This is a genomic window from Sphingomonas sp. DMC6 (assembly GCF_056314225.1).
Map to the genome: position 1 here is coordinate 243,554 of NZ_JBQUYT010000001.1, position 25,280 is coordinate 268,833.

21 protein-coding genes are annotated in these 25,280 nt (G+C 65.1%); 10 read left to right on the plus strand and 11 right to left on the minus strand.

The features are described from left to right. A complete protein-coding gene (locus ACT53M_RS01055; protein ID WP_476230862.1) occupies positions 1–1,320 on the minus strand; it encodes a peptidylprolyl isomerase in 1,320 nt (439 codons plus the stop codon). A gap of 135 nt (positions 1,321–1,455) precedes the next feature. Beyond that, positions 1,456–3,750, minus strand: coding sequence for an LPS-assembly protein LptD (locus ACT53M_RS01060; protein ID WP_476231560.1), 2,295 nt, complete (start codon positions 3,748–3,750; stop codon positions 1,456–1,458). A 136-nt stretch (positions 3,751–3,886) separates the two neighbouring features. Between ACT53M_RS01060 and ACT53M_RS01065 the strand changes: the two genes are divergently transcribed. Continuing rightward, entirely contained in the window at positions 3,887–4,327 is a 441-nt protein-coding gene (locus ACT53M_RS01065) for a DNA polymerase III subunit chi (protein WP_476230864.1), read from the plus strand. Between the two features lie 74 nt (positions 4,328–4,401). Then, positions 4,402–4,824, plus strand: coding sequence for a nucleoside-diphosphate kinase (gene ndk / locus ACT53M_RS01070; RefSeq protein WP_476230866.1), 423 nt, complete (start codon positions 4,402–4,404; stop codon positions 4,822–4,824). A 60-nt stretch (positions 4,825–4,884) separates the two neighbouring features. Here ndk and ACT53M_RS01075 read toward each other — a convergent pair whose 3' ends face one another. The 6 genes from ACT53M_RS01075 to ACT53M_RS01100 form a co-directional block, all read right to left on the minus strand. Next, positions 4,885–5,340: a hypothetical protein gene (locus tag ACT53M_RS01075; RefSeq protein ID WP_476230868.1), complete on the minus strand. Its 456-nt coding sequence runs from the start codon at positions 5,338–5,340 to the stop codon at positions 4,885–4,887. Between the two features lie 75 nt (positions 5,341–5,415). Further along, entirely contained in the window at positions 5,416–6,792 is a 1,377-nt protein-coding gene (locus ACT53M_RS01080; RefSeq protein WP_476230870.1) for a sensor histidine kinase, read from the minus strand. Next, positions 6,789–7,508: a response regulator gene (locus ACT53M_RS01085; RefSeq protein WP_476230871.1), complete on the minus strand. Its 720-nt coding sequence runs from the start codon at positions 7,506–7,508 to the stop codon at positions 6,789–6,791. Before ACT53M_RS01085 ends, ACT53M_RS01080 begins: the two co-directional genes overlap by 4 nt. A 159-nt stretch (positions 7,509–7,667) precedes the next feature. After that, positions 7,668–8,144, minus strand: a complete 477-nt coding sequence (locus ACT53M_RS01090) for an EF-hand domain-containing protein (RefSeq protein WP_476230873.1) — start codon at positions 8,142–8,144, stop codon at positions 7,668–7,670. A gap of 144 nt (positions 8,145–8,288) precedes the next feature. Further along, complete coding sequence (locus tag ACT53M_RS01095; protein WP_476230875.1) at positions 8,289–9,065, minus strand: thioesterase family protein; 777 nt, start codon at positions 9,063–9,065, stop codon at positions 8,289–8,291. 55 nt (positions 9,066–9,120) lie between these two features. Then, entirely contained in the window at positions 9,121–10,335 is a 1,215-nt protein-coding gene (locus ACT53M_RS01100) for an MFS transporter (protein ID WP_476230877.1), read from the minus strand. A 131-nt stretch (positions 10,336–10,466) separates the two neighbouring features. On the opposite strand from ACT53M_RS01100, the gene ACT53M_RS01105 reads away from it, so the two are divergent. The 3 genes from ACT53M_RS01105 to ACT53M_RS01115 all read left to right on the plus strand — a co-directional run bounded on the left by ACT53M_RS01105 (position 10,467) and on the right by ACT53M_RS01115 (position 15,695). After that, complete coding sequence (locus ACT53M_RS01105; protein WP_476230879.1) at positions 10,467–11,687, plus strand: acyl-CoA dehydrogenase family protein; 1,221 nt, start codon at positions 10,467–10,469, stop codon at positions 11,685–11,687. Between the two features lie 35 nt (positions 11,688–11,722). Next, the gene (locus tag ACT53M_RS01110; RefSeq protein WP_476230880.1) at positions 11,723–12,790 is read left to right on the plus strand and encodes an acyl-CoA dehydrogenase family protein; all 1,068 of its coding nucleotides are present in this window, start codon (positions 11,723–11,725) and stop codon (positions 12,788–12,790) included. Between the two features lie 169 nt (positions 12,791–12,959). Continuing rightward, a complete protein-coding gene (locus tag ACT53M_RS01115; RefSeq protein ID WP_476231562.1) occupies positions 12,960–15,695 on the plus strand; it encodes a TonB-dependent receptor in 2,736 nt (911 codons plus the stop codon). A gap of 208 nt (positions 15,696–15,903) precedes the next feature. Here ACT53M_RS01115 and ACT53M_RS01120 read toward each other — a convergent pair whose 3' ends face one another. Further along, on the minus strand, positions 15,904–17,139 hold the full coding sequence (locus ACT53M_RS01120; RefSeq protein WP_476230882.1) for a TetR/AcrR family transcriptional regulator: 1,236 nt from the start codon (positions 17,137–17,139) through the stop codon (positions 15,904–15,906). Between the two features lie 141 nt (positions 17,140–17,280). On the opposite strand from ACT53M_RS01120, the gene ACT53M_RS01125 reads away from it, so the two are divergent. From ACT53M_RS01125 to ACT53M_RS01145, 5 genes are all read left to right on the plus strand, one after another. Further along, positions 17,281–18,564, plus strand: coding sequence for an acyl-CoA dehydrogenase family protein (locus ACT53M_RS01125; RefSeq protein ID WP_476230884.1), 1,284 nt, complete (start codon positions 17,281–17,283; stop codon positions 18,562–18,564). Continuing rightward, on the plus strand, positions 18,561–19,646 hold the full coding sequence (locus tag ACT53M_RS01130) for a Zn-dependent alcohol dehydrogenase (RefSeq protein WP_476230886.1): 1,086 nt from the start codon (positions 18,561–18,563) through the stop codon (positions 19,644–19,646). Before ACT53M_RS01125 ends, ACT53M_RS01130 begins: the two co-directional genes overlap by 4 nt. Continuing rightward, positions 19,643–20,659: a phosphotransferase family protein gene (locus ACT53M_RS01135; protein ID WP_476230888.1), complete on the plus strand. Its 1,017-nt coding sequence runs from the start codon at positions 19,643–19,645 to the stop codon at positions 20,657–20,659. Before ACT53M_RS01130 ends, ACT53M_RS01135 begins: the two co-directional genes overlap by 4 nt. Then, positions 20,656–21,453, plus strand: coding sequence for an SDR family NAD(P)-dependent oxidoreductase (locus ACT53M_RS01140; RefSeq protein ID WP_476230890.1), 798 nt, complete (start codon positions 20,656–20,658; stop codon positions 21,451–21,453). The genes ACT53M_RS01135 and ACT53M_RS01140 overlap by 4 nt, the downstream gene beginning before the upstream one ends. Positions 21,454–21,563: 110 nt before the next feature. Next, positions 21,564–23,102, plus strand: coding sequence for a GH39 family glycosyl hydrolase (locus ACT53M_RS01145; protein WP_476230892.1), 1,539 nt, complete (start codon positions 21,564–21,566; stop codon positions 23,100–23,102). Positions 23,103–23,115: 13 nt separating this feature from the next. On the opposite strand, the gene eutC is transcribed toward ACT53M_RS01145, so the two are convergent. Together eutC and ACT53M_RS01155 are read right to left on the minus strand one after the other, a co-directional pair. Beyond that, positions 23,116–23,871, minus strand: coding sequence for an ethanolamine ammonia-lyase subunit EutC (gene eutC, locus ACT53M_RS01150; protein ID WP_476230893.1), 756 nt, complete (start codon positions 23,869–23,871; stop codon positions 23,116–23,118). After that, positions 23,868–25,280 carry an ethanolamine ammonia-lyase subunit EutB gene (locus tag ACT53M_RS01155; protein ID WP_476230895.1) on the minus strand — a complete coding sequence of 471 codons (1,413 nt, stop codon included), beginning with the start codon at positions 25,278–25,280 and terminating at the stop codon, positions 23,868–23,870. Before ACT53M_RS01155 ends, eutC begins: the two co-directional genes overlap by 4 nt.

Consider the following 25,280-nt stretch of genomic DNA (forward strand, 5'->3'; position numbering starts at 1 on the left):
TCAGCGATATTCGACGAGAGCGTCGCGGCGCAGGTCGCGCAGCATACGTTCGGCGCGCAGGTTGACGCGCTGATCTTCCATCTGCTGCTGCACTTGATCGACCGACGGCGTGTAGCTGGGGGGCGGATCGTCGCGACCGCAAATCACCAGCACGCGCACGCCATCTTCAACCGAGCCGAACGGCTGGGTCGCCTGACCGACCTGCAGGGGCAGGATCAGGTTCTGCAGCGCCACGGGCAGCTGGTTGATGATCACGCCGTCGCGATCGACGACATCGGCGCGCTCGGCGGCTGCGACCTTGGCGACGTCACCGCAACCGCGAATGCCCTGGGTCGCCTTGGCGAAGTCGGCAGCGCGGGCGCTGGCCTGTGCTTCGGTCGTGCCCTTGGGGAATGCGATCGACAGCTGACGCAGGCTCAGCTTCGCCTCACGCGGATCGGGAATGCCGACCTTGTGCTTTTCCGCCAGATAAATGATCGAAAAACCGGCCGAGAGCGGGATCGGTCCGGCCACCTGGCCGACCTGCATCGTCTGCACCGCCTGCGCTAGCTGATCGGGCAGCATCGCTGCCTGGATCCAGCCGAGATCGCCGCCGCGTGCGCGGGTCGAGCTCTGCGAATAGGTACGGGCGAGATAGTCGAACGGCGTGCCCTGGCGCATCTGTTCGATCAGTTGCTGCATGCCGGAGGCGACTTCCTGCGCGCGATCCGGCGTGGCGTTCTGATAGATTTCGAAGACGTGATACTCGTCCGTGCCCTTCTGGGCGGTCATGCGATCGATCATCGCCTTGACCTCGGCCTCGCCGACATTGACGTTCACCTTGCGACGCAGCAGCTGGCTCCAGGCCAGTTCCGCCTCGATCTGGCGCTTGATCGACCGTTCCGACGAACCAATCTCGCGCAGCCAGCCGCGCATCTGCTCCGGCGTGCGCTGAAAGCGCTGGGCGACGCGGGCAAAGCTCTGCTCGATCTGCTTGGGTTCGACGGTGATGTCGTTCGACTTGGCTTCCTGGATTTCCAGGGTTTCGTCGATCAACTGGCGGAGCATCGCCAGACGAAGCTGGTCGCGCTCTTCGGGCTTCAGCGTCAGCTTCTGCATGCCGATCACCAGCGCGACGCGCTGGTCGACATCGGTGCCGGTGAGAACATAGTCGTTCACAATGGCGGTCGGCTTGCGGATATTGGGGTTCGCTTTGCCGAAAATTTCCAGATTGCTGGGCAGGTCCAGCGCTGTCGTCGGCATCGACTGGCCAGACGTGTCGGGAACCGTCTGCGCGATCGCAGTCGTCGCCAGCGCCGCCACTGCGGCACCGGAAAGCATAGTAGCTCCGGCCAAAACCATCCTGCGAATGCCGATATTCACGTGAGAACGACCCTCATCCCAATTTGCCGGAGCGCTGCGCTTAATCGCGAATTGTGCCTGAACCAAGGCTTAGCGTCGGGTAAGCTAATACGTCTAGCGTCCCAGATTCTTGAACGCGAGCGTCAGCAGATACGAATTGCCCGCCTTGGCGTCGCCGGTGGTGGCGTAGTCGCGCCGCCAGGTCATGCCGATGCGCAGGCAATCATCTTCATAATTGATCCCGAACCGGTGCCGCACGGGCTGGAACCCGTCGGCATTGGAAAGGGGATCGGCACTGTTTTTGGTAAGGTCAATCAGCGTCGACCCCGATGCCGACCAGAAGCGGCCAATCTGCACGCGGCCCGCTAGGCGTATTTCCGAGCGGTCTTGCAAGTCCTCGAGCGCGCCCGAGATGTTGCGGTTAAGGTTGATATAGCCGACCTGTGCATAGGTTGCGCGGGAACCGATCGACATGTCGATTTCATTGCGCCGAACGGCGAAACTGTCCTTGTCGATGCGGAAGCGGTGCGTGACGCTGAAGAAATCGCGGAAGCGGATCACCGTTCGACCCACAATGTCGGATACGCGCCCGCTCAGCCCCGTCCCGTCCGGGAAGAGAGAGGCGCGCGACGACAGGCGATAGCTCTGGCCAATATTGGAATCGATGCTGAGGCCGGGCAGGTACAGGGCATAGTCCATGCCCCAGGTGAAGCGCGACGAATCCTCGAACCGGTCATAGCCGGGGAAACGGTTGAGCGCGAAAAGGTTCGAATCCTCGAGATCGACTGCGCGGGCATCCTCGTTGGGAATGCTCATATTGGCGATGTTGGGCGCCGCGACCACCTGCACGCGCGGCGTGATGCGTTGGGTGCCGTCGAACAACTCGCCGATCAGCGGCCATTTCATGTCCACTGCCGTCGCCGCGATGCCACGAAACTGGAAGCCCGAGTTGCCGCGGTAGCTCGGCACCGACGTCGCGTCGATATTCGACGTGTTGTAGATATCGCCGCGCGTATAGGCGGTAAGCGTGATTTCCTGTCCCCAGGCGGTCAGCTTGCGCAGATGCCACTGCGCGACGGCAAAGCCGCGCTGCGTGTCCTGCCCGCCGGAGCGGGTGAGGGCGAGCGTGTTGAGCTGAAAATCGAACGTGCCGCCGATCAGCCCCTCTTCGGCGCGGCGGCGATAGTCGATCTCTGGGAGCGCTACCGGCTGCAGGCCCTGACGGTCGCCGACGCGCAGCGTTTCGACGAACCAGGCGTTGATCGACAGGTAGCTGTTGTCGTCGACGCGCTCGACACGGACGTTGTTACGCAGTCGGTCGTCCCGCGAAATGTCGTAGCGGCGCAAGAACGTGCGGTCGCTGCTGAGCCGCAGCGAACTGCTGACGCTCCAGTTCGGATCGAGCTGGAACGTGCCGGCCAGGTCGAAATAGCCGCGGAAGTCATTCCGCGACGTGGCAGCGGTCACCGGCACGGTCAGGTCGTCCGCGCGCCGGCTATAGGTACCATAGGCGCTGACGCGGAATGCGCCGAGTGTGTTCAGGTCGCGAAAATCGATCTGCACGAGCGGCAGCGCCGCCGAATAGACATGCGGCGTGACGGTAAGGTCGCGGTTCGGCCCCATGGTGAAGACATAGGGGGCAGCAAGCTGCAGGCCGTTGGTGCCGCCATAGCGGACGTCGGGGGTCAGAAAGCCGTTCTCGCTGCGATTGCCCGCCGGGTGCGAGAAGGCCGGCAGCGGTATCGTCAGCAGTTTGAAGATCGAAATACGCGCGCCGTTGTAGCGGATGCGCTGGCGCTGCGGATCATAGACGACCCGATCGGCCGTGATCTTCCATGAAGGTTCCTTGGGGCAGCCCGCCGTGTCGGTAACGGCGCAGGGCGTGTAGGCGGCATGTTCCACCGTCACCAGCCCGCTGGGGCTGCGAACGCCGCGCTGGGCGGCAACGCGCCCGCCGGCGTCGAGCACCAGCATCATATTGTCGACCACGCCGTCCTTCAGCGAATCGGTCAACTCCATGCGGTCGCCATAGGCTGCATCGCCCTGCGGATTGGCGACGACGATATTGCCTTCCGCAAAGACCTTGCCGGTCTTGCGGTTCCAGATCACCTTGTCCGCGCGCAACCGGTTGCTTTCGCGGTACATCAGTACGTCGCCGCTCGCCGTGAGGACATCCTCATTGGTGTCATATTCCAGCGTATCGGCGCTGAACTGAACCTGTTCGGGGTCTTTCGGCAGCGGTGTAGCCGAGGGGGGCGGCGTTTCGACCGGGCGATCGTTCAGGTCCGGCCCGCGCGCCTGTTGCGGCGCCGCCGGCTGGATATCGCCCGACTGGGGGCGCTGGTCAGCCGCTTCCTGCGCATGGACCTGGCCGGCAAGGCACAGGCCAAGCGCAGCCGGGAAGAGCATGGCCTGGCGCGTCACGTAATTTCCCACCTTTGATTTCAACTCCCCGGCACGCGGCATGCACTGCCCTATCGCAGCGGTTGCGGCATCGCAACGCCATGCACGTTGGCCCGAACGCACATCGCGGCTATCAGGGGGCATGCAGGTTGATTTCTATCATCTTACCCGGCTGCCGCTGGATCGCGTGCTGCCGCAGATCGCCGACAAGGTGGTCGCGGGCGGCGAGCGGCTTCTGATCCTGGCAGAGGATGCGGCGCTGCGCGCGCATGTCGACCAGCTGCTCTGGACCTATCAGCCGGACTCGTTTCTGCCGCACGGCCTGGCTGGTGGAGAACAGGACGCCGACCAGCCGATCCTGATCGGCGAAGCGGCAGTGGCGGCTAATGGTGCAACTCATATCGCGCTTGTCGACGGACGCTGGCGAGATGAAGCGCTGGGCTTTGCCCGCGCTTTCCATCTGTTCGATGAAACCAATATCGATGCTGCCCGCACCGCCTGGCGAAGCCTGGGCGAACGCGCCGATGTGGAGCGGCGTTATTGGAAACAGGACGAAAATGGGCGTTGGGCCAAGATGGCCTGAGCTTGCATATCGGCCGCATGGGGACTAGGGAGCCGCGACTTCCCGATAACACCAACTGCAGGAGCCGCACGGCCATGGCCGCGACCCGGACCTTTTCGATCATCAAGCCCGATGCAACCCGCCGCAATCTGACCGGCGCCGTCACCAAGATGCTGGAAGAAGCAGGCCTTCGTGTCGTCGCTTCCAAGCGCATCCAGATGACGCGCGAACAGGCCGAAGGCTTTTACGCGGTCCACAAGGAACGCCCCTTCTTCAACGACCTCGTCGAGTTCATGATCTCGGGTCCGGTCGTGGTGCAGGTGCTCGAAGGTGAGAACGCCGTGCAGTGCAACCGCGACATCATGGGCGCCACCAACCCCGCCAATGCCGAGCCGGGCACGATCCGCAAGGAACTGGCCGAGTCGATCGAAGCCAATTCGGTCCATGGTTCGGATTCGGAAGAGAATGCGGCGATCGAAATCGCCTTCTTCTTCAAGCCGGAAGAAATCGTCGGCTGACGATCCGCATCCTTTGCGAGAATGAGGCGGGGCCGGAAGGAAACTTCCGGCCCCGTTCTTTTACTTTGCGGGCGCGCTCGGCATTGCCGGACAGGCGGTGATTTCCTTGCCCGCAATCCGCTTGCCGCCGGCGTTGATATCGGGCCGTACGCGCATGCCCGCGGTGAACAGATGCGCCATGGCTGCGCGCGTTTCGCTGTCGCCGCACATGCCCTGGGTAAAGCCTTCTGCCAGCGCGCCGCTGTTGTCGGCCATTTCGGCCGGGATGTCGATCAGCACGATGAGCACGGGGCCTTCGGCACGCGCTTCCATCAGCCGCACGCCTTCGCCCATGTCCTTGGGCAGCGGCTGCATCATGCTTGCAATCTGCTTTGCCGCATTGGCGGGATCGATTGCCGGCGCGGCCTGCGCAGGCGCGGGGGCCTTGGCGGTGGTCGCAGCCTTGTCCTGCGCCAGGGCAGGTGTCGCGGCAAATTGCACCAGCGCCAGCGCGCCGGCGGCGACCATGAACTTCAACAATTTTACGTTACTCCCCCTTCGGTTATTTGCGCAGGCTATCAGCCTGGGCAGCCGCCAACAAGCGCCTTGCGATCAGCGGGGAAGGGTGATCGTCGCCGCGAGGCCGCCGCCATCGCGATTGGTGAGGGCGATCGTACCGCCCGCGTCGTGCACAATGGCGCGGGCAAGCGCCAGGCCCAGACCGATCCCGCCGGTTTCGCGATTGCGCGACTGTTCCAGGCGGGTGAAGGGAATGAAGACGGTGTCGAGCTTTTCTTCGGGAATGCCCGGTCCTCGATCGCACACTTCGACCGTGATCTGATGCCCTTCGGCGCGCAGCGCGACTTCCGCGCGCCCGGCATATTTCACCGCATTTTCGATCAGGTTGCGGACCGCGCGGCGCATCAGCGTCGGCCGCAACCGGGTTGTCAGCCGCGGTGATTCCTCGAAATGCACTTCGTGCCCCAGATCGCGGAAATCCTCGACCACCGCATCCACGAGCGCGGCAAGATCCACCCCTGTAATCGGTTCGCTCGGCCGCCCCAGCCGGGCAAGCGAGAGGATGTCGTCGAGGGTCCGGCTCATCTCGTCGATCGTGTCGGCCATGCGGGCGCGGTCGTCCTCATCATCGACCGATTCGATCCGCACGCGCAGCGCCTGAAGCGGCGTGCGCAGATCGTGGCCGATGGCGCCGAGCATCCGGTCCTTTTCCTCGAGCATCGCCGTCACGCGGCGGCGGAGGGCGTTATACGCACCGATCAACGCGCGGATGTCGCTCGGACCCACCTCTTCCAAGGGCGGGGTGCCGTCGCCCGGGCGGAAACTGCGTGCCGCCTGTGTCAGCGTACGGAGCGGCCGCGCGATCCTGCCGCCGACGAGCAGCACCGGGATCAGCACGACAATGTAGAGAATAAGGGTTTGCGCCGCGAGCTGCCACACCAGCATCAGTTCGGTTCGCGGCCAGGCAGAGCCCAGTGCCAACCAACCCCGGCCGGGCAATTCGACGGCAATCAGCAGCTCCGCCCCCATCCGGCGCAAGCGATCGGCGTGAAAATGGCTGAGCCGGCGTAACGGCAGCTTGTTGGGGTCGACCGGCCGGATCACCGCGACGATCTGGCCGACATGGAGGCCGGCTTCCTCCAACCCGCGGCGAATATCGGCTTCGACATCGCCGCGGCGCTCCATCGCGGGCGCGATCGGGTTGGCCGGATGTAACTGCACATGGGTACGCTGGTCGGCGATGAAGGTGCCGGGCGCCATGCGCAGCGGGCCGGCATCGCCACGCGAAACGACCAGGCGGTCGGCGGCGTCGGTCAGCCGCGTTACCGACGGCACGATCACTTGCGCGAAGCGCACGGCCTGACGCTCGCGCAGCAGCATCGCGAAATTGATCGCCTGCGCCGCAAACAGCGCGAGTGCGACGAGAACCGTGATCTGCGCGATCAGGCTGGTCGGGTAGAAGCGCTTCAAAGGCGGGTGACCTCGGCCGCAAGCGTATAGCCGCCGCCCCACACGGTCTTGATGATCGTGGGATTGCGGGCGTCGGGTTCGATCTTCTTGCGCAGCCGGCTGACCTGATTGTCGATCGCGCGGTCGAACGCGGCTGCCTCCCGGCCCTGCGTCAGGTCGAGCAGCTGGTCGCGCGTCAGCACCTGGCGCGGCCGCACCACCAGCGCATGCAGCAGATTATATTCGCCGGTCGAAAGCGGCACCGACACGCCTTCGCGGTCGACCAGCGCGCGCTCGCCGGTCTTCAATACCCAGCCGGCAAAGGCGAAGGAGCCGGATTCCGGCGCATGCTGTTTCGCCCCGCCGGCGGACCAGCGGCGCAGCACGACCTTGATCCGCGCGGCCAGTTCGCGCGGGCTGAACGGCTTTACGACATAGTCGTCGGCGCCCATTTCCAGCCCGACGATCCGGTCGGTTTCCTCGCTGCGCGCGGTCAGCAGGATAACCGGTGTGTCGCTGGTTTCGCGAATGTGGCGGCACAGGCTCAGCCCGTCCTCGCCCGGCATCATGATGTCGAGGATCACGAGATCGATCGCATAGGCATTCAGCCGCGCCCGCGCGCTTTCGGCATCGGCGCATTGGGTAAGGCGAAAACCCTGCTTGGTCAGATATTGCGCAAGCGGCTCGCGGATCGATCGCTCGTCATCGACGAGCAGCAGGTGCGGAACCTCGGACATGGCGGGACACTAGCAATTCATGGCGCAGAGGGAAGCGCCGGGCGGGAGGGAGGAGGTTCCGAAGTGCCGAAAAAAGAGCAAACGGGGTGCTCCTGATCCTGTGGGTACAGGTTCCGATCGGCGGCTGCGGCTCTCCCGCCCGGCACCGGGCGACTGGCGTCAGTCGCCCTTGGGCGCGTCGGCGGGCGGCGGCGGGGGGGGCATGTCGCCCTGCGCGTGCGGACCATGGTGGCCGCGCATCGACATCATCCGCTCGCGAAAGGCTTTGCGCTCGGCTGCGTCGATCTTGCCGTCGTGGTTGGTATCCATCCGGTCGAACATCTTGGCGGCATGGGCCTGCGCTTCGGCCAGCGTTTCGGGCTTCGGCGCGCGGGCGCCCATCCGGTCGGCCATGCGGGCGCGCTGGGCCTCGTCATAGGCGTGCCGTTCTTCGGGGGTGACAGTGCCGTCGTGGTTGGCGTCCATCGCGGCGAAGCGCTTGGCGACCTGCGCCAGCATTTCGTCGCGGGTTATGACGCCGTCATGATCGGCATCGGCCTGCGCCATCGGGCGATCCTGTGGCGCTTCCTGGCGGGCATAGGCCGCTCCGGCGAGCAGCGACGCTCCCAGGGCAGCAACGGTGAGGCGTTTCAGCATCGGTGACTCCGTTGGAGAAAAGGGGGTGCCGGGGAAGGGGGGCGGCTTCCCCGGCACGTCCTGTTTCTGCGGGCGGGCTGTCGCACGGGTTTGTCATTTCGCCGCCATTGTGTCGCAATTTGTCGCGCGCATTTCGACGGCGGCTTATCCGAACAGCGCGACTGCCTGCATACCTTCGGCCACCAGCATGCCGTCGCTGTTCCAGATATGCATGCGCTGGCTGGAACAGCCGGACTGCGCCCAGTCGGTGCGGCTGCCCAGCAGCCACCAGCCCTGATCGGTCATGGGTGCTTCCGTCAGCAGGTTGAGCTGCCAGTTGAGCGAACTGACCGGCACCTTGCGCGATTCGACCAGACGAAAGGCCGCTGGCGGCAGGGCATCGCCCATCAGCAGCAGCTCGATCATTGGGTGCAGCCCGGTGCGTTCAACCAGGCGGCCCCAGCGCAGCCATTCCGCAGAAGAGGTTTCGGCGCGCGGATCGAAGAACTCGAAATTGTGCGTGAAGAAAGTCGGGTCAGGCGTGCGATAGAGTTGCGCGTCGGGCGCCGGGGGCGGGACGGGCGCCGGCGTCGTCGTCGAAAGGCGGGCGCTCGATTCCAGCGCAGACATGAAGATGAAAGTCGCGCGCAGACCGAGGCCTGCCTCCGAATAAAGGTCCGTCTGGAGGAAGGCGGCGTTCCTGCCGCGCCGCAACCGGGTGGCCCGGGCCTGCACGGTGCCGGCGAGCGGCCCGATAAAGGCGATCTGCGCCGATCGCAGCGGTGGCAGATCAGGCCCCAGACGAAGCGCTGCATCGAGGGCAAGTGCCGCCGACACGCCGCCGAAAGCGGTGCGGCCCTGCATCCAGTTGGGTGGAATGGCACAGGCAACGCCATCGTCTGCGGGGACTATGGCAGCGAGAATCTCGGCAACGCTGGTCATGCCCGCAAGGCTAGGCTGGCTGCCCCCGCAGCGCCATACGCAAAATTCGAAAGCGTTAGCGCGCTGCTGCGCGGTGTACTTTCGGCACCACGCGCAGTTCGATGATCAGCAGCGCGGTGAGGGCGAGTCCGGCTGCGATCACGAAGTTGCCGGCAGTGAAGCCGCGTGCCGCGCCGAACGCCAGCGCCTGGCTGAGGATCAGCGGCGCTAGGATCAGCGCGACGCTGTTCAGCGCCGACATGCCGCCCTGCAGCGCGCCCTGATGTGAAGGATCCGTGAGCCGCGAAAGGAGGGCGTTCATCGAAGGATAGGCTAGTGCCGAGAAAGCGCCGATCGCGATCAGGCAGTAGATCATCCAGCTTTCGCGGGCGAAGATATAGCCGGTGAAGGCGAGCAGTCCGGCGAGCATTCCCAGCATCACCGTCCGTTCCTCGCCCAGCTTCTGAATCGCCCTGCCGGTGACGAGCGTCTGGACGAGCGCCATGCACAGCCCGCTGGCGGCGAGCGACCAGCCGATCTGCTGTTCGTGCCAGCCCAGGGCGATCTCGCCGAAGAAGGCCCAGGTGGCGGGATAGACCATGTGCGCGAACTGCCAGACGAAGCTGGCGAGCAGCAGCGGTTTTGCCTGACCGGCTTCGCGCAAGGGGCGGAAGGCTGCGAAGATATGCGCCTGTTTCAGGGAGAAGGCGCGGCGACGATCGGCGGCCATGGTTTCGGGCAGCATGGCAATGATCCAGAGCGTGTTCAGCCCTGCCAGCGCCGCAGCCGCCAGGAATGGCGCGCGCGGTCCCCAGGCGGCGAGCAGCCCGCCCAGCGCCGGGCCGAGGATGAAGCCGACGCCGAATGCTGCCCCCATCAGGCCGAACGTGGCGCCGCGCCGCTCGGGCGGTGTCACGTCCGCCAGAACGGCGTTCGCGGGGCCATATACTGCGCCCGCTGCCCCGGCGATCAGGCGGCCGACGAACAGCCAGCCGATGCTGGGGGCGGCCGCCATGAATATATAGTCGATGGCAAAGGCGAGCATCGAGAAGAGCAGCACCGGCCGCCGCCCGATGCTGTCGCCCAGGCTGCCGAGAAGTGGTCCGGCAAAGAACTGGGTCACAGCGAAGGCTACAAGCATCCACCCGCCGATCCGGGCGGCATCATCCAGCCCGACATGTGCCAGTTCGACGATCAGGCGCGGCAGAACCGGCATGACGATGCCGAAGCCGATCGAATCGATCAGCACTGCGGCCAGCACGATCGGTACCGCGCGATGATGAAACGTCATGGCGTGCATTCTCCCCCGGTTCTCCCGCGCCAGTCTAGCGTGCGATCGCCTTTCCGTCATGCCCGTGCTTGACGGCCGCTCTGGCATACCGCATCTTCGAAAGATAAGCAGAATGAGATGGAGAGGCGGCCATGGCCACCATTGCCGAACCGACGCGCACCGTCGAACCGATCGATGCCTTTCGCGCCCACGCCCGCGCTTGGCTGGCGGAACATTTCCCGCCTGCCTTGAAGGGCAAGGACAATGCGATGTCGGCGGTCGAGGGGCCGCACGAAAATTCGCCGGAAGAGGCTGCATGGCAGAAGGCGATGGGCGAGAAGGGCTGGGGCGTGCCGACCTGGCCGGCCGAATATGGCGGCGGCGGGCTCAGCAGTGCCGAGGCGCGGGTGCTGCAGGAGGAAATGGCGCGGATCGGCGCGTGGAACCCGATCGGCGGCATGGGCGTGATGATGTTCGGCCCGACGCTGCTCGAATATGGCAGCGAGGAACAGAAGCACGAGCACATCCCGCCGATCGCGCGCGGCGAAGTGCGCTGGTGCCAGGGCTATTCCGAGCCGGGCGCCGGCTCCGACCTCGCCAGTCTTCAGACATTCGCCGAGGATGCGGGCGACCATTATATCGTCAACGGGCAGAAGACCTGGACCTCGGGCGGCCAATGGGCGGACAAGTGCTTCATGCTCGTGCGCACCGACAAGACGCGCAAGCATGAGGGGATAACTTTCCTGCTCGTCGACATGGACACGCCAGGCATCGAAGTGCGGCCGATCCGGCTGATTTCCGGTGCCTCGCCCTTTTGCGAAACCTTCTTCACCAATGTTCGCGTGCCCAAAAGGAACCGCGTCGGCGAGGAAGGGCAGGGCTGGACGATCGGCAAGCGGCTGCTCCAGCACGAACGGACCAGCCTGTCCGGCGGCGGTTCGACCGCCGGCCGGATGTTTTCCGGCAAGCCGCTCGGGACGATTGCGAAGCAGCTGTTGGGCACGGATGCCGAGGGGCGGCTCGTCGATGGCGACCTGCGCAGCCGGATCGCGCGCCATGAGATGGACCTGCGGGCATTTATGCTCACCCTCCGCCGCATCGCCAGCGAGGCGAAGTCTGCTCAGGGGCCGAGCGCGGCATCGTCGATCATGAAGAATGTCGGCGCGCGGATTTTGCAGGAGCGATCCGAACTGCTGATCGAAATGCGGGGCCTTGCGGGCTTGGGCTGGGAAGGCGAGGGATTCGGCGAAGAGGAGCTGCGCGACGTTCGCAGTTGGCTCTTCGGCAAGGCGGTGTCGATCTATGGCGGCTCGACCGAAATCCAGAACAATGTGATCGCGAAGCGCATCCTGGGGATGCTCGACCACCAATAATTGTCTGCGGCCCGGCGCCCGGAAGGATCAGCGGAATGGCACATCTCAGCGAAGAACAGGCAATGCTGCGCGACATGGCGCGCGAATGGGCGGACAACGAAGCGCCGGTCAGCGCCTTCCGTGCGCTGCGCAACGCGGCACCCGCAAGGGGCTATGACGGCGTGGCCTGGCAGGCCCAGGCCGAGATGGGCTGGGCGGGCATCTTCGTCCCCGAAGCACAGGGCGGTTCGGGCATGGGTTATGTCTCGCTCGGGCTGGTGCTGGAGCAGCTTGGGCGAAATCTGGTGGCAACGCCGCTTGCCGCCACGGCGGCGGCGGCGAGTGCGCTGCTGATGGGCGGCAATGCCGAGCAACAGGGTCGCTGGCTGCCGCAGATCGCCAGCGGTGAGGTGGTTGCCACGCTCGCGATCGACGAAGGCCCCCGGTTCAACCCCGATGCCATCACCACCACGGTCCAGGACGGCCGTATCACCGGTACCAAGGCCTTTGTGAGCGAAGGCGACAGCGCAGACCTGTTCGTGGTTGCGGCGGTCGACGGCCTGTATCTCGTGCCGGCCGGGGAGGGCGTGACGCGATCGCCCCGTCATCTGGTGGACTTCCGCAGCCATGCCGAAATCGGTTTCGACGGCGCAGTGGCGGAGAAGCTGGGCGACCGCGATCTGGTCGTGAAGGTCGCGGACCGCGCCGCCGCGGCGCTGTGCGCCGAGATGCTGGGCATGGCCGAGGCCGCGTTCGAGCGCACCAACGACGATCTCAAGACCCGCGTCCAGTTCGGGCAGCCGCTGTCCACCTTTCAGGCGCTGCAGCATCGCATGGCGAAGATGTTTACCGAGCTGGAGCTGATGCGTTCGGCAGTCGAGGGTGCGCTGGAGGCAATCGATTCAGGTCGGGCCGATGTGCGTCAGGAAGTCAGCCTTGCCAAGGCGGTAGCCGGTGAAACGCTGCACCTTGTCAGCCGCGAGATGATCCAGCTCCACGGCGGCATCGGCATGACGGATGAGCATGATGCCGGGTTTTACCTGAAGCGCGCGCGGATAGTCGAAACGCTATGGGGAAATGCTGCATGGCACCGCGATCGCTTCGCGCGACTTGGCGGCTACTGACGGCTGAATGTTGCAAATGACCCCATAACTATTGCAATTCTGCAACATTGCGGAAACAGTCGCTTTTTGAAACCATTGTTTGGCTTGACGCCTCTCAGAAAACGCATTGTATTCGAGCTTCCGGTATGGAGCCGCCAAGTGCTCCAGCCGCGGTGGAGAGAGATATATGATGCGTCTATGCCTTTTGTCGGCCAGCGCACTTCCCGTGCTGGCCCTGACGCTTGCCGCAACACCGGCCAACGCCCAGCAATCGCCTGCCGCTGACAATGGTCGCACCGCCGATCAGGCTGTCGATACCAACGAAATCATCATCACGGCGCAGGGACGCGCGCAGGTACTGGCCGATGTTCCCGTCGCCGTCTCCGCGATCAGTGCCGAGGCGCTGCAGCAGACGGGCGCCAACGACATTCGCGCGCTCAATCAGGTGGCGCCGTCGCTGCTCGTGTCCTCGACCGGCAGCGAGGCGAACGGATCGGCGCGCATTCGCGGCATCGGCACCGTCGGGGACAATCCCGGTCTGGAAAGCTCGGTCGCGGTGTTCATCGACGGTGTCTATCGCTCGCGCTCCGGTATCGGCCTGAATGAGCTGGGCGAGATCGACCGCGTCGAAGTGCTGCGTGGGCCGCAGGGCACGCTGTTCGGCCGCAATGCCTCGGCCGGTCTTATCAACATCGTGTCGAAGGCACCGTCGCCGAATTTCTCGGCCGGGGCAGAGGCGACCTATGGCAATTACAACCAGATCCGCCTGCAGGGGTATGTCAACGGGCCGGTGAGCAGCACCGTTTCGGCTCGGTTCGACGGCGTCTATGTGAAGCGCGATGGCTTTTATCACGATGTGACGAACAACCGCGACGTCAACAATCGTGACCGCTATTTCCTGCGCGGCCAGCTGCTGTTCGAGCCCTCGAGCGATCTGCGCATCCGGGTCATCGGCGATTATACCAAGCGCACAGAGGATTGCTGCGGCGCCGTCTATGTCACCAACAGCATCAATCCCTATATCGGCGGGCTGAACGATCCCGCGCAGAACAACATCGTGCGTGTGCTGCGCGATCTGGGCCAGCCGATGGCGGCGTTCCAGGACCCGTACAGCCGCAATATCTATGTTTCGCCGGGCCGAAGCTATGGCGGCAAGACCGAGGACTGGGGCGGATCGATCCAGGCCGACTGGACGCTCGGCAATGCCACGCTCACGTCGATCACCGGCTATCGCCACTATTTCGCGAGCCAGGGGTCGGACACCGACTATAGCTATGTCGACATTCTGTACCGCGCGCCCAACAGCGATTCGTCGCGCAAGTTCGAGACGTTCAGCCAGGAACTGCGGCTGCAGGGCAAGGCACTGGGCGACAAGCTCGACTGGCTGGTCGGCGGCTATTACGCCAACGAGGATCTGACGGTCGTCGATAATCTGCGCTTCGGCACGCAATATGGCCGGTTCGCGACCTGTCGTATCGTCTCGGGCAGCGCGCTCGCGGGACTCTATTCGCCTACTTCGGCGGGCTGTCTCGCCGCCCGGCCGGCTGCTTTCGGCGCCGCCTCGCCGCTGATCTATGCCGCATTCGATCGGCTCGACAGGCTCAACGATCTCGGGTCGACGCGCGACTTCTATCTCCAGAACAGCCGCAACTGGGCGCTGTTCACGCATAATATCTTCCACGTCGCCAAGGGCTTGGATCTAACGGTCGGCCTTCGTTACACCAACGAGCGCAAGCGGCTGAGCGCCACCTTCGGGAACGACAACACGGTCTGCACGGCGAACCAGTCCTCGCTGCTGCCTCTGCGATCGGTTGCGGCGCTGACCGGCGTGGTCGATGCGATTGTCGGGCTTTCGTGCCAGGGCAATTCGACTGCCGAGCTGAACGGCGTTTCGATCCGTGACGTGCGCAAGGAGGACCAGTTCACCGGCACGGCAATCGTGTCGTACAAGCCAACCAGCGACCTGCTTGTCTATGGCAGCTATTCGCGCGGGTATAAGGCCGGCGGCTTCAACCTCGATCGTTCGGCGCTCAAGGCTCCCATTGCGACCTTCGCATCGGTTGGCGGCGCGCAAGCGCTGGTCGGCAACCTGCAGTTCGCGCCGGAAATCAACGACGCCTTCGAAATCGGCCTGAAATATTCGACCCGCCGGTTCAGCCTGAACATCGCGGCCTTCCGCCAGCAGTTCAAGAATTTCCAGCTGAACACCTTCAACGGCACGGTCTTCCTCGTACAGAACATCAATGGCTGTTCGAGCGACCTGGCCGGCGGCGATCGGGACCAGAGCAAGTTCTCGACGGCGTCCAATTTCAACGCTGCGGCCGCCACGACCGGCGCCTGCAGCTCGGGCAATGTCGGCTATGGCGTGCTGTCGCAGGGTGTGGAGCTGGAAGCCAGCCTGGTGCCCGCGCGGGACTTCCGCGTCGGGCTGGGGCTGACCTATGCCGATACCCATTACCGCGACCAGCTTGTCGGCAATGAATCCGGGGCGCCGCTCGATCAGGCCCTGCGGATGCTGCCGGGCAGGGATCTGTCGAATGCGCCGGAGATCGTCGCGACGGCCTCGGTGGCCTGGACGCCGCCGCTCGGTAATTCGGGGCTGAGTGGTCTCGTCTATTTCGATACGCGCATGACCGGCGATTATAACACCGGGTCGGACCTGTTCCCGCAGAAGGGTCAGGACGGCTATGCGATCGTCAACGGCCGCATCGGCGTGCGGGGCAAGGACGAGCGCTGGGCAATCGAGCTGTGGGCGCAGAACCTGCTCAACCAGAACTACACGCAGGTCGCCTTCAATTCGCCGTTTCAGGAAGGCGCCGCCAGCGCTCCCTTCACCGACCCGCGCTATCCCGGCGGGCGGCAGATATTCTCGGCCTACCTTGCCGAACCGCGGACTTACGGGGTGACGCTGCGCACCCGCTTCTGACTTTTCCTGGGGAGGAAAATCCTGGCCGGAGGGGCGACCCTCCGGCCTTTTTCGTGCCGTAGCGGCCTGATTATCCTCCGATCCCGAAAAGCGCATCGGCGATCTGCGCCACACGCGGCTGGTGATGTTCGACGGGCGCCTGCTCAATGCCGACGCGCTGCGCAGTGCGGCGGGCTTTGCCGGGATGCCGAAATAGGCGAGGCCGGCGTCAGCCCGTCAGCGGGCGGTCGTCGAACAGGCCGAAGGCGAGCGTGGAAGCATAGAGCGCCACGGCGCGCTCGCGCGGCATGGTGCTGGCCCATTTGCGCATGTCGAACGCCGCGTTCTGGATGGCCATCAGCGCCTGGCTGGCGACCAGCGGGTCGATCGGGCGGATCGTGCCTTCGGCGATGCCGTCCGAGAGCATGCCGGCGAAACGCCGCGCGATGCGGTTCGACCGGTCGATCATCGTATTGCGCACCGCCAGCGGCAGGCCGTGCAGCGCCGTCGTCCGCAGCAGCGGGCCGCGCTCCGAAAACTGATAGTCGAGCAGCGTGGCGATGGCACTTTCCAGCCGTTGCCAATGGCTGCCCGGATGGCGCTCCGCCAGCCGCTGCGCATCGGCGAGGATGTCGAAGCTGCGCTTGTAGCAGGCGATGACCAGATCGTCCTTGGCGTCGAGATGGTGGTAGAAGCTGCCCTTGGTGACGTTCAGTTCCGAGGCGATCCGCTGCACCGACGCGCCGCGATAGCCGAGCTCGTTGATCAGCCGGGTGGCGGCGAGCAGAAAGGCTTCTCGGCCCGGTTCGGGCTCGTCATGCACCAGCTCGAACAGGCGCGGTTCCCAGTGCTGGCCGGGGGCGGCGACGCCGTGGCGGAACACGTCCATCAGCCGCGTCTCGACACGCGGATATTCGTCGATTTCGTACCGGGTGATCCACACGTTCAGCCAGAAGCTGTTTTCCAGCAGCACATGCGCGCGGGCGCCGCGCAGATCGGTCTCTGCCCGGCTGCCGTCGCTGCCCCAGATGCTGCGCGTCTTGCGGAAGATGTTGCGCCAGCCGGCCATCAGATGGCTCTTGAGCGGTTCTTCCATTGCCCGCAGGTCGGACAGGATGGCGACGGCCTTTTCCTCGCCCCGGGCGATGCGGGCTAGCCGCTCCATGTTGATCGCCAGGAAACGGGCGACCCGTGCCTCCGGCGTCGGTTCTGCCAGCGCCTGATTGAGCACCGCGTCGAGCCAGGCCAGGGTCTGTTCGAACGCGGCGGCGGCAAGGTCTTCCTTGCGCTTGAAATAATAGGTGACGGAGGTGGTATTGAGCCCGACGCGCCGCGCGACATCGGCGAAGGTCATGCCCTTGGCGCTCTGTTCGTTGATGGCATCGGCGGCGGCCGCCAGAATGGCGTCGCGCTTGGCCTGAAAGCGCTTGGTGCTGCTTGTCTGGTTCTTTTTTGGACCCTGCATCCAGTTAGCTTAGCCGTTTCCTGCGTCAGCCAAAATGGCTTTTTTGAAGATTGCGTGTGGCGTTTTTGACCGCACGCAACCCTTTACCGAATATGCGGTACGCTATAAGCCGGTGTCCAAGAACTACAGGAGAGCGATGCCATGGACTTCACGCTGAGCGCGCGCGAAACGCAGTTCCGCGACCGGGTGAGGGCCTTTATCGACGCCGAGGTCCGGCCGCGCGACGCCGAATATCGCGCGGCGGCTGCGGCGGGCGAACGCTGGTCGGTCAATCCGGTGCTGGAAACGGTAAAGGCACGGGCGAGGGCCGAGGGCCTGTGGAACTTCTTCATGCCGCCGCATTCGGGCCAGCGTCATGTCGACGACAGTTTCGTTTTCGAGGGCGAGCAGCTCACCAACCTCGAATATGCCCTATGTGCCGAGGAAATGGGCCGGATTGGCTGGGCATCTGAGGTGTTCAACTGCTCAGCGCCCGACACGGGCAATATGGAAGTGCTGCACCGCTATGGTACCCGCGCGCAGAAGGACGCATGGCTGGCGCCGCTGATGCGGGGCGAGATCCGCTCGGCCTTTTTGATGACCGAGCCTGCGGTCGCATCCTCCGATGCGACCAATATTGAAACGCGGATCGAACGCGAGGGCGATCACTACGTGATAAACGGCCACAAATGGTGGTCGTCAGGTGCCGGTGATCCGCGCTGCAAGATCGCGATCCTGATGGGTAAGACCGATTTCGGTGCCGCGAAACATGCCCAGCAGAGCATGATCCTGGTGCCGCTCGATGCCCCCGGCGTCACCATCGAGCGGATGCTTTCGGTTTTCGGGTATGATCATGCCCCGCACGGCCATGCCGAAATCACCCTGCGCGACGTGCGCGTGCCGGTCGACAATCTGCTGCTTGGCGAGGGGCGGGGGTTCGAGATTGCGCAGGGCCGGCTGGGGCCGGGGCGTATCCATCACTGCATGCGCACGATTGGCGTGGCGGAGGAAGCGATTGCGGCGATGGCAAAGCGGCTGGTCAGCCGCGTCGCGTTCGGTAAGCGGATCGCCGACCATTCGATTTGGGAACAGCGCATCGCCCGCGCGCGGATCGATATCGAGATGACCCGGCTGCTTTGCCTGAAGGCCGCCGACATGATGGACAAGGCCGGCAACAAGGCCGCCCAGCTCGAAATCGCGATGATCAAGGTGCAGGCGCCGCAAATGGCGCTGCAGATCCTCGACGATGCGATTCAGGCGCATGGCGGGGCAGGGGTGTGCGACGATTTCGACCTGGCGCACAATTGGGGCAGCGTCCGCACGCTGCGGCTGGCCGATGGGCCGGATGAAGTCCATGCCCGCGCCATCGCCCGCGCCGAGTTCGGCAAATATGCGCCGGCCAAGGCGGACCGCACCTCCTCCGGTGATCTGGGGGTTAGCCGGTGAAAGCCGCTGTCCTCTTCGAAGCCGGAACGCCGCTCCAGATCGAAGACGTCGCCGTCTCCAACCCCGGCTCGCGTGAGGTACTGATCCGCACCGCAGCGGTGGGGGTGTGCCGGTCCGACCTCCATTTCGTCGACGGCGCCTTCCCGCACCCGCTGCCGACCGTGCCCGGTCATGAGGCTGCGGGGGTGGTCGAGGCCGTTGGGTCGGACGTCGCACATCTGCGCCCGGGTGACCATGTCATCACCTTCTTCACCGCATTCTGCGGATCGTGCGAGATGTGCGTCACCGGGCGCCCCTCGCTCTGCGTCGATCCTTCCACCCGCCGCGCGCCCGATGCTGAGCCGCGACTGAAGCTTGCGAACGGCCCGCCGCTCGCGCCCTTCCTCAATCTGTCGGCCTTTGCCGAAATGATGCTGGTCCATGAAAATGCGTGCGTCGCGATCAGCAAGGACATGCCGCTCGATCGCGCGGCACTGCTCGGCTGCGCGGTTATCACCGGCGCGGGCTCGATCTTCAACGACAGCCGGGTACGTCCGGGCGAAAGCGTTGCGGTTATCGGCGCCGGCGGCATCGGTCTCGCTGCGATCAATGCCGCAAAGATCGCCGGGGCAGGGCAAATCCTCGCGCTCGACCCGGTCGCGGAGAAGCGCGAGCTGGCGCTGAAGCTGGGCGCCACGCACGCACTCGATCCCCTGGCCGACGGCATTGCCAAGCAGGCGCTGGGCCTGACCGGCGGCGGTGTCCATTATGCGATCGAGGCCGTCGGGCGCCCGGCCACCGCCGAACTCGCCTGGCAGATACTCCGGCGGGGCGGCACCGCGACGATTCTGGGCATGATCGCGCCCGGCCAGAGCGTCAGTTTGCCTGGGCCGACCTTCCTTACCGGCAAGAAGATCCAGGGCTCGCTGCTCGGTAGCACCCGCTTCCCGATCGACATGCCGCGGCTGGTGCAGCTCTATCTCGACGGCAAGCTCGACCTCGACACGATGGTCGCCGAGCGCATTCGCCTGCCGCAGGTCAACGATGCGCTCGACAAGCTGCGCCAGGGCACCAGCGTCCGCTCGGTGATCGAATTCGCATGAGCGATCTCGACGAAGCCCGGCTTGCCGATTGGGCGGTTGACCATGTCGCGGGGTTCGCGGGGCCGCTGACCGTCACCAAATTCGCCGGCGGCCAGAGCAACCCTACCTACCGCGTTGATGCGGCGAGCGGCGCCTATGTACTGCGCCGCAAGCCCTTCGGGCCGATCCTGCCTTCTGCCCATGCGGTTGAGCGCGAATATCGGCTGATCGCGGCGCTCCACCCCACCGGTTTCCCCGTCGCGCGGCCCTATGCGCTTTGCGAAGACACGGGCGTGATCGGTGCGCCCTTTTACCTGATGGAGATGGTCGAGGGGCGGACGCTGTGGGACGGGTCGCTCCCCGGCATGGCTCCGGCGGAGCGCACCGCCATCTACGAAGCGATCGTCGATACGCTCGCCGCGCTCCACAGCATCGATTATGCGGCGGTGGGGCTGGGTGACTATGGCAAGCCCGGCAATTATTTCGCCCGGCAGGTCGAGCGCTGGACGAAGCAGTATCGCGCCAGCCAGACCGACGACCTGCCCGAGGTGGAAGGGCTGATCGATTTCCTCCCCCGCACCGTGCCGCTCCAGACGCGTACCAGCATCGTTCATGGCGATTACCGCATCGACAACATGATCTTCGCGCCCGAAGGCCCGCGCGTGCTGGCGGTGCTCGACTGGGAATTGTCTACGCTCGGCGATCCGCTGGCGGATTTCTCCTATTTCCTGATGAACTGGGTGACCGAGCCCGAAGGGCGTTCGGGCGTGAAGGGGCTGGCCGGGCCGGAAACCGGCATTCCCACGATCGAGGCGATGGTCGCGCGCTATTGCGCCGCGACGGGGCGCGACGGCGTGCCCGATCTCGACTGGTATTTCGCCTATAATCTGTTCCGCCTGACCGGTATCGTTCAGGGCATCAAGAAACGGATGATCGACGGCAACGCCTCCAGCGCCAAGGCGGCGGAAACGGTCGGGCGCCTGCCCGGGCTGGCGGCGGCGGCATGGCATTTCGCGCAAAGGGCAGGTGCATGACGGCGCAATTCGACTTTACCGGCAAGGTGGCGGTGGTGACCGGCGCCGCCTCCGGCATCGGCCGGGCAACCGTGCGGGCCTTCGCGGCGGCCGGCGCGCAGGTGGTGGCGGCCGACCAGTCCGAAGCGGTGCACGACGCCGTTGCCGGCCTGCCGCACGCGCTGGCGCTGGAAATCGATGCCGGCGACGAAGCCGATGTCGCGCGGCTGGTTTCGGCCGCGTGCGATCACTTCGGCGGCATCGACATCTTCTACGCCAATGCCGGCATCTCCGGCGGCACGGCGGGAATTTTCGACGCAACTGTAGAGCTTTGGATCGAGGTGTTGCGAGTCAATCTCATCGGCCCGGCGCTGGCGATTAAGCACGCCGCGCCGCGCATCGTCGAGCGCGGCGGCGGGGCGATCCTGTGTACGGCCAGCGTGGCGGGTCTGCGCTCCGGCGCCGGGGGGACGCCCTATTCGGCGTCGAAGGCGGGCGTCATCAACCTCGTCCAGAGCGCCGCGCAGCAGCTCGCCACCGCGGGCGTCCGCGTGAGCGCGATCTGCCCCGGGCTGATCGAAACCGGTATGACCCAGCGCGCCTTCGACTATGCCCGTGAACGCGGCAAGGAAGACCGGCTCGGTCAGCTCAACCCGCTGCGCCGCGCCGGCCGGCCGGAGGAAATCGCACAGGTGGCGCTGTTTCTCGCCTCCGACGCTGCCAGCTATCTGAACGGGCAGGCGATTGCCGTCGATGGCGGTCTTTCTTCGAGCCACCCGGTCACGCGGCAGGAGTTCGGCAAGGCAGCGTTTTGACGACCACCACGGCTGGCCTTCCCGATGGCCGTGATAAGTGTTAGCGTTAACGGCAATACGAGAATTGCGAGAGGGGGGAGAGAATGCGCCACGGGCTGTTGCGAATTGCGATGATCCTTGCGTCCGGGGCGCCCGCGATCGCCCAGGCGCAGGCTGTAGCCCGGCCGATCACCATTGATGCCGCCGCACCGCAGGGCGCCGTCGATCGCTTCTTTGATCTTTCCGTCGGGTCCGATTTCCCCGGCACGCTCGCCCGGCCCGACAGCCAGGCACAGCTCCAGACCGCGGTCGACGAACTTGGTTTTCGGTACATCCGCTTCCACGCGATCTTTCATGATGTGCTGAAGACCGTGCAGCGGCGCGACGGCAAAATCACCTATGACTGGTCGGCGATCGACCGCCTATACGACGCCCTGCTCGCGAAGAATATCCGCCCGTTCGTTGAGTTGAGTTTCACCCCCCAAGCGCTCAAGACGTCCGACAACAGCGTCTTCTACTGGAAGGGGAACACCTCGCACCCGCAGCTCGAGGGTTGGCGCGATCTGGTCGATGCCTTCGCGCGGCACCTGTTGCAACGCTATGGCGCCGAGGAGGTGCATCGCTGGTTCTTCGAGGTTTGGAACGAGCCCAATCTCGAAGGTTTTTGGGAAAAGGCCGATCAGGCCGCCTATTTCACGCTATATGATCTGACCGCCCGGACGCTGAAAGCGGTGGACCCGGCTCTGCGCGTCGGTGGTCCCGCCACCGCTGGGTCGGCGTGGGTGCCGCCATTTCTGGCGCATGTCGCAGCGAGCAAGGCCCCGATCGATTTCGTGACGACCCATACCTATGGCGTCGACGGCGGCTTTCTGGACGAAAAGGGCGAGCAGGATACCAAATTGTCGCCCTCGCCCGACGCGATCACTGGCGATGTGCGGAGGGTGCGGAGCGAGATCGGCGCGTCGGCCTTTCCTTCGCTGCCGCTCTATTTCACCGAGTGGAGCACCAGCTACACGCCGCGCGACCCGGTGCACGACAGCTATGTCAGCGCGCCTTACATTCTCACCAAGATCAAAGGCGCACAGGGCTTTCTCCAGGGAATGAGCTACTGGACCTATAGCGACCTGTTCGAGGAATCAGGGCCGCCGCCGGCGGCATTTCATGGCGGCTTCGGGCTGATGAGCCGCGACGGAATCCGCAAGCCGGCCTGGTTCGCCTACAAATATCTGAACGCTGTGCGCGGACAGACGCTGGCGACCGGCGACGCCTATAGCCTTGCCGCAACCGATCGGGGTGGAGTCACGGCGCTGGTGTGGGACTGGCACCAGCCTGTACAAGCGGTGAGCGACCGGCCCTTCTACCGCGCGTTGGTACTGGCCAAGGCGGAGGCACCGGCAGTGCTTACGTTCACCGGGCTGAAGCGCGGCAGCTACCGGTTGCGCGTGCAACGGACCGGCTATCGTAACAATGATGCCTATTCGGCTTATATCGACATGGGACGGCCCAAAGACCTCAGCGCAACGCAGCTGAAGCGATTGCAGGCGATGACTCAGGATCTGCCCGAGTTCGAACGCCTCGTCCAGGTCGGCCCGCGCGGTCGCTTCGAGTATAGCCTTCCGCTCCAGACAAATGATGTGGTGCTGGTAACGCTGGAGCCGGCCAAGCCATGACTGCCCTGGCCGTCTAGCGCCCGAGTTCCGGATGACGCGGATTTGCGGTTGATACATCCTGCAACTGCACGCCCGTGCGTTGGGAGCGACGTGCCGCATGGAGCAGCGCAACGAGCGCCTCGGTGGCTTCCGGATAGTCGAGTCCGGCCGGCGGACGAATGTTGGAGATGCAGTTGCGTTCGCTGTCCAGTCGGCCGGGGCGGGGGTCCCAGGTGAGATACATGCCGAGACTGTCCGGTGCGCTGAGACCCGGGCGCTCGCCGAGAATGATGAGCACCAGACGCGCCTGCAGTGCCGCACCTGCTTCGTCGCCCAGCGCGACGCGCGCATGGCGGGCGATCACCAGCGGGGCGATCTGCCAGTCGGGCAGTGCGGCCAGGATCTGCGCCGTGAGCGCCGCGCCATGGGCATGGAGTGCGGTTGCCGAAAGCCCGTCGGCCAGCACGATCGCCAGATCAAAGGGGCCACCGTTTCCGGCCTCCGCCAGTAGCGCGGCACTATCAGGGGCCAGCCGCCGGCCGAGATCAGGGCGGGTGAGATAGGTGGCGCGGTCACTTGCCTGGCTTGCCACGACAAGCGCCGGGCGCGGGAGCGCCGCGGCCACTCGGTCGGTGTCGAGCGGGCAGTGCACCGCGTCACGGGCGCGGGCATGGTCTAGCTGAAAGGCCAGCGTCGCGTTCGTCGGCACGCCCCTGCCGGCGCGTCCGAGCCCGATCCGGGCTTGCGTTACCATTTGCCAGCGGGTGCGCAGGTCCGTTGGCGAACTCACTGGCTTTCCTCCGGCTCCGGCAACAGGGCGTGGAGCGGAAAGGCGGGCAGCGCCAGCGCATCCGCCATAGCGTAGCGGGGCGCGCCATCGGCCGAAAGCAGACCCATGGCGGACAGCCAGGCGTCAAACTCGGGTGCCGGCTTCAGGCCGAGCAACTGGCGGGCATAGAGCGCATCGTGAAAGCTGGTCGATTGATAGCCGAGCATCACATCGTCCGATCCGGGCACGCCCATCACGAAATTGACGCCCGCCACGCCGAGCAGCGTCAGCAGCACGTCCATATCGTCCTGATCGGCTTCGGCGTGGTTGGTATAGCAAATGTCGACGCCCATCGGCAGGCCCAGCAGCTTGCCGCAGAAATGGTCCTCCAGCCCGGCGCGCAATATCTGCTTGCCGTCATACAGATATTCGGGACCGATAAAGCCGACGACGCTGTTGACCAGAAACGGATCGAAGGCACGCGCAACGCCATAGGCACGCGCTTCCAGCGTCTGCTGGTCGACGCCGTGATGCGCCTCCGCCGATAGCGCCGATCCCTGGCCCGTCTCGAAATACATGACCTGATCGCCCACCGTGCCGCGGCCGAGCGCGCGGGTTGCTTCCCATCCTTCCTGCAACAGCGCCAGCGAGATGCCGAAGCCGGCATTCGCGCCCTCGGTGCCGGCGATTGACTGGAACATCAGGTCGAGCGGCGCACCGCGTTCGATCGCAGCCAGACCCGAGGTGATATGGGTCAGGACGCAGCTCTGCGTGGGAATGTCGTAGCGCGCGCGGAGCGTATCGAGCCGGTGGAGCAAATCGATGGTCGCAGGGAGATCGTCGCGCGCGGGGTTGATGCCGATCACGGCGTCGCCGCACCCCATCAGCAGCCCGTCGAGGATTGAGGCGGCGATGCCCGCCGGATCGTCGGTCGGGTGGTTGGGCTGCAACCGCACCGCCAAAGTCCCCGGCAGGCCGATGGTCGAACGGAAACGGGTGACGACGCGGATCTTCGCTGAGATCGCGATCAGATCCTGGTTGCGGCAGAGCTTCGAAACGGCGGCTGCCATTTCCGGCGTGATGCCGGGCGACACGGCGGCGATCGCGGCGCCGTCGGTCTCGTCTGCGAGCAGCCATTCGCGAAACGCGCCGACCGTCAGATGCGCGATGGCGGCGAAGGCGGCCGCATCGTGCCGGTCGATGATCAGCCGCGTCACTTCGTCGCGTTCATACGGCACGACCGCATGGTCCAGAAACGTCCGGAGCGGCAGGTCGGCCAGTACATAGCGCGCCGCAACCCGTTCGGTGGCATCGGATGCAGCGATGCCGGCAAGCACATCACCCGAGCGGAGTGGCGTCGCCGCGGCGAGCAGGCGCGCGAGATCGGGAAAGGAATAGCGGGTTCCACCCAGATCGGTCGCGAGCCGCAT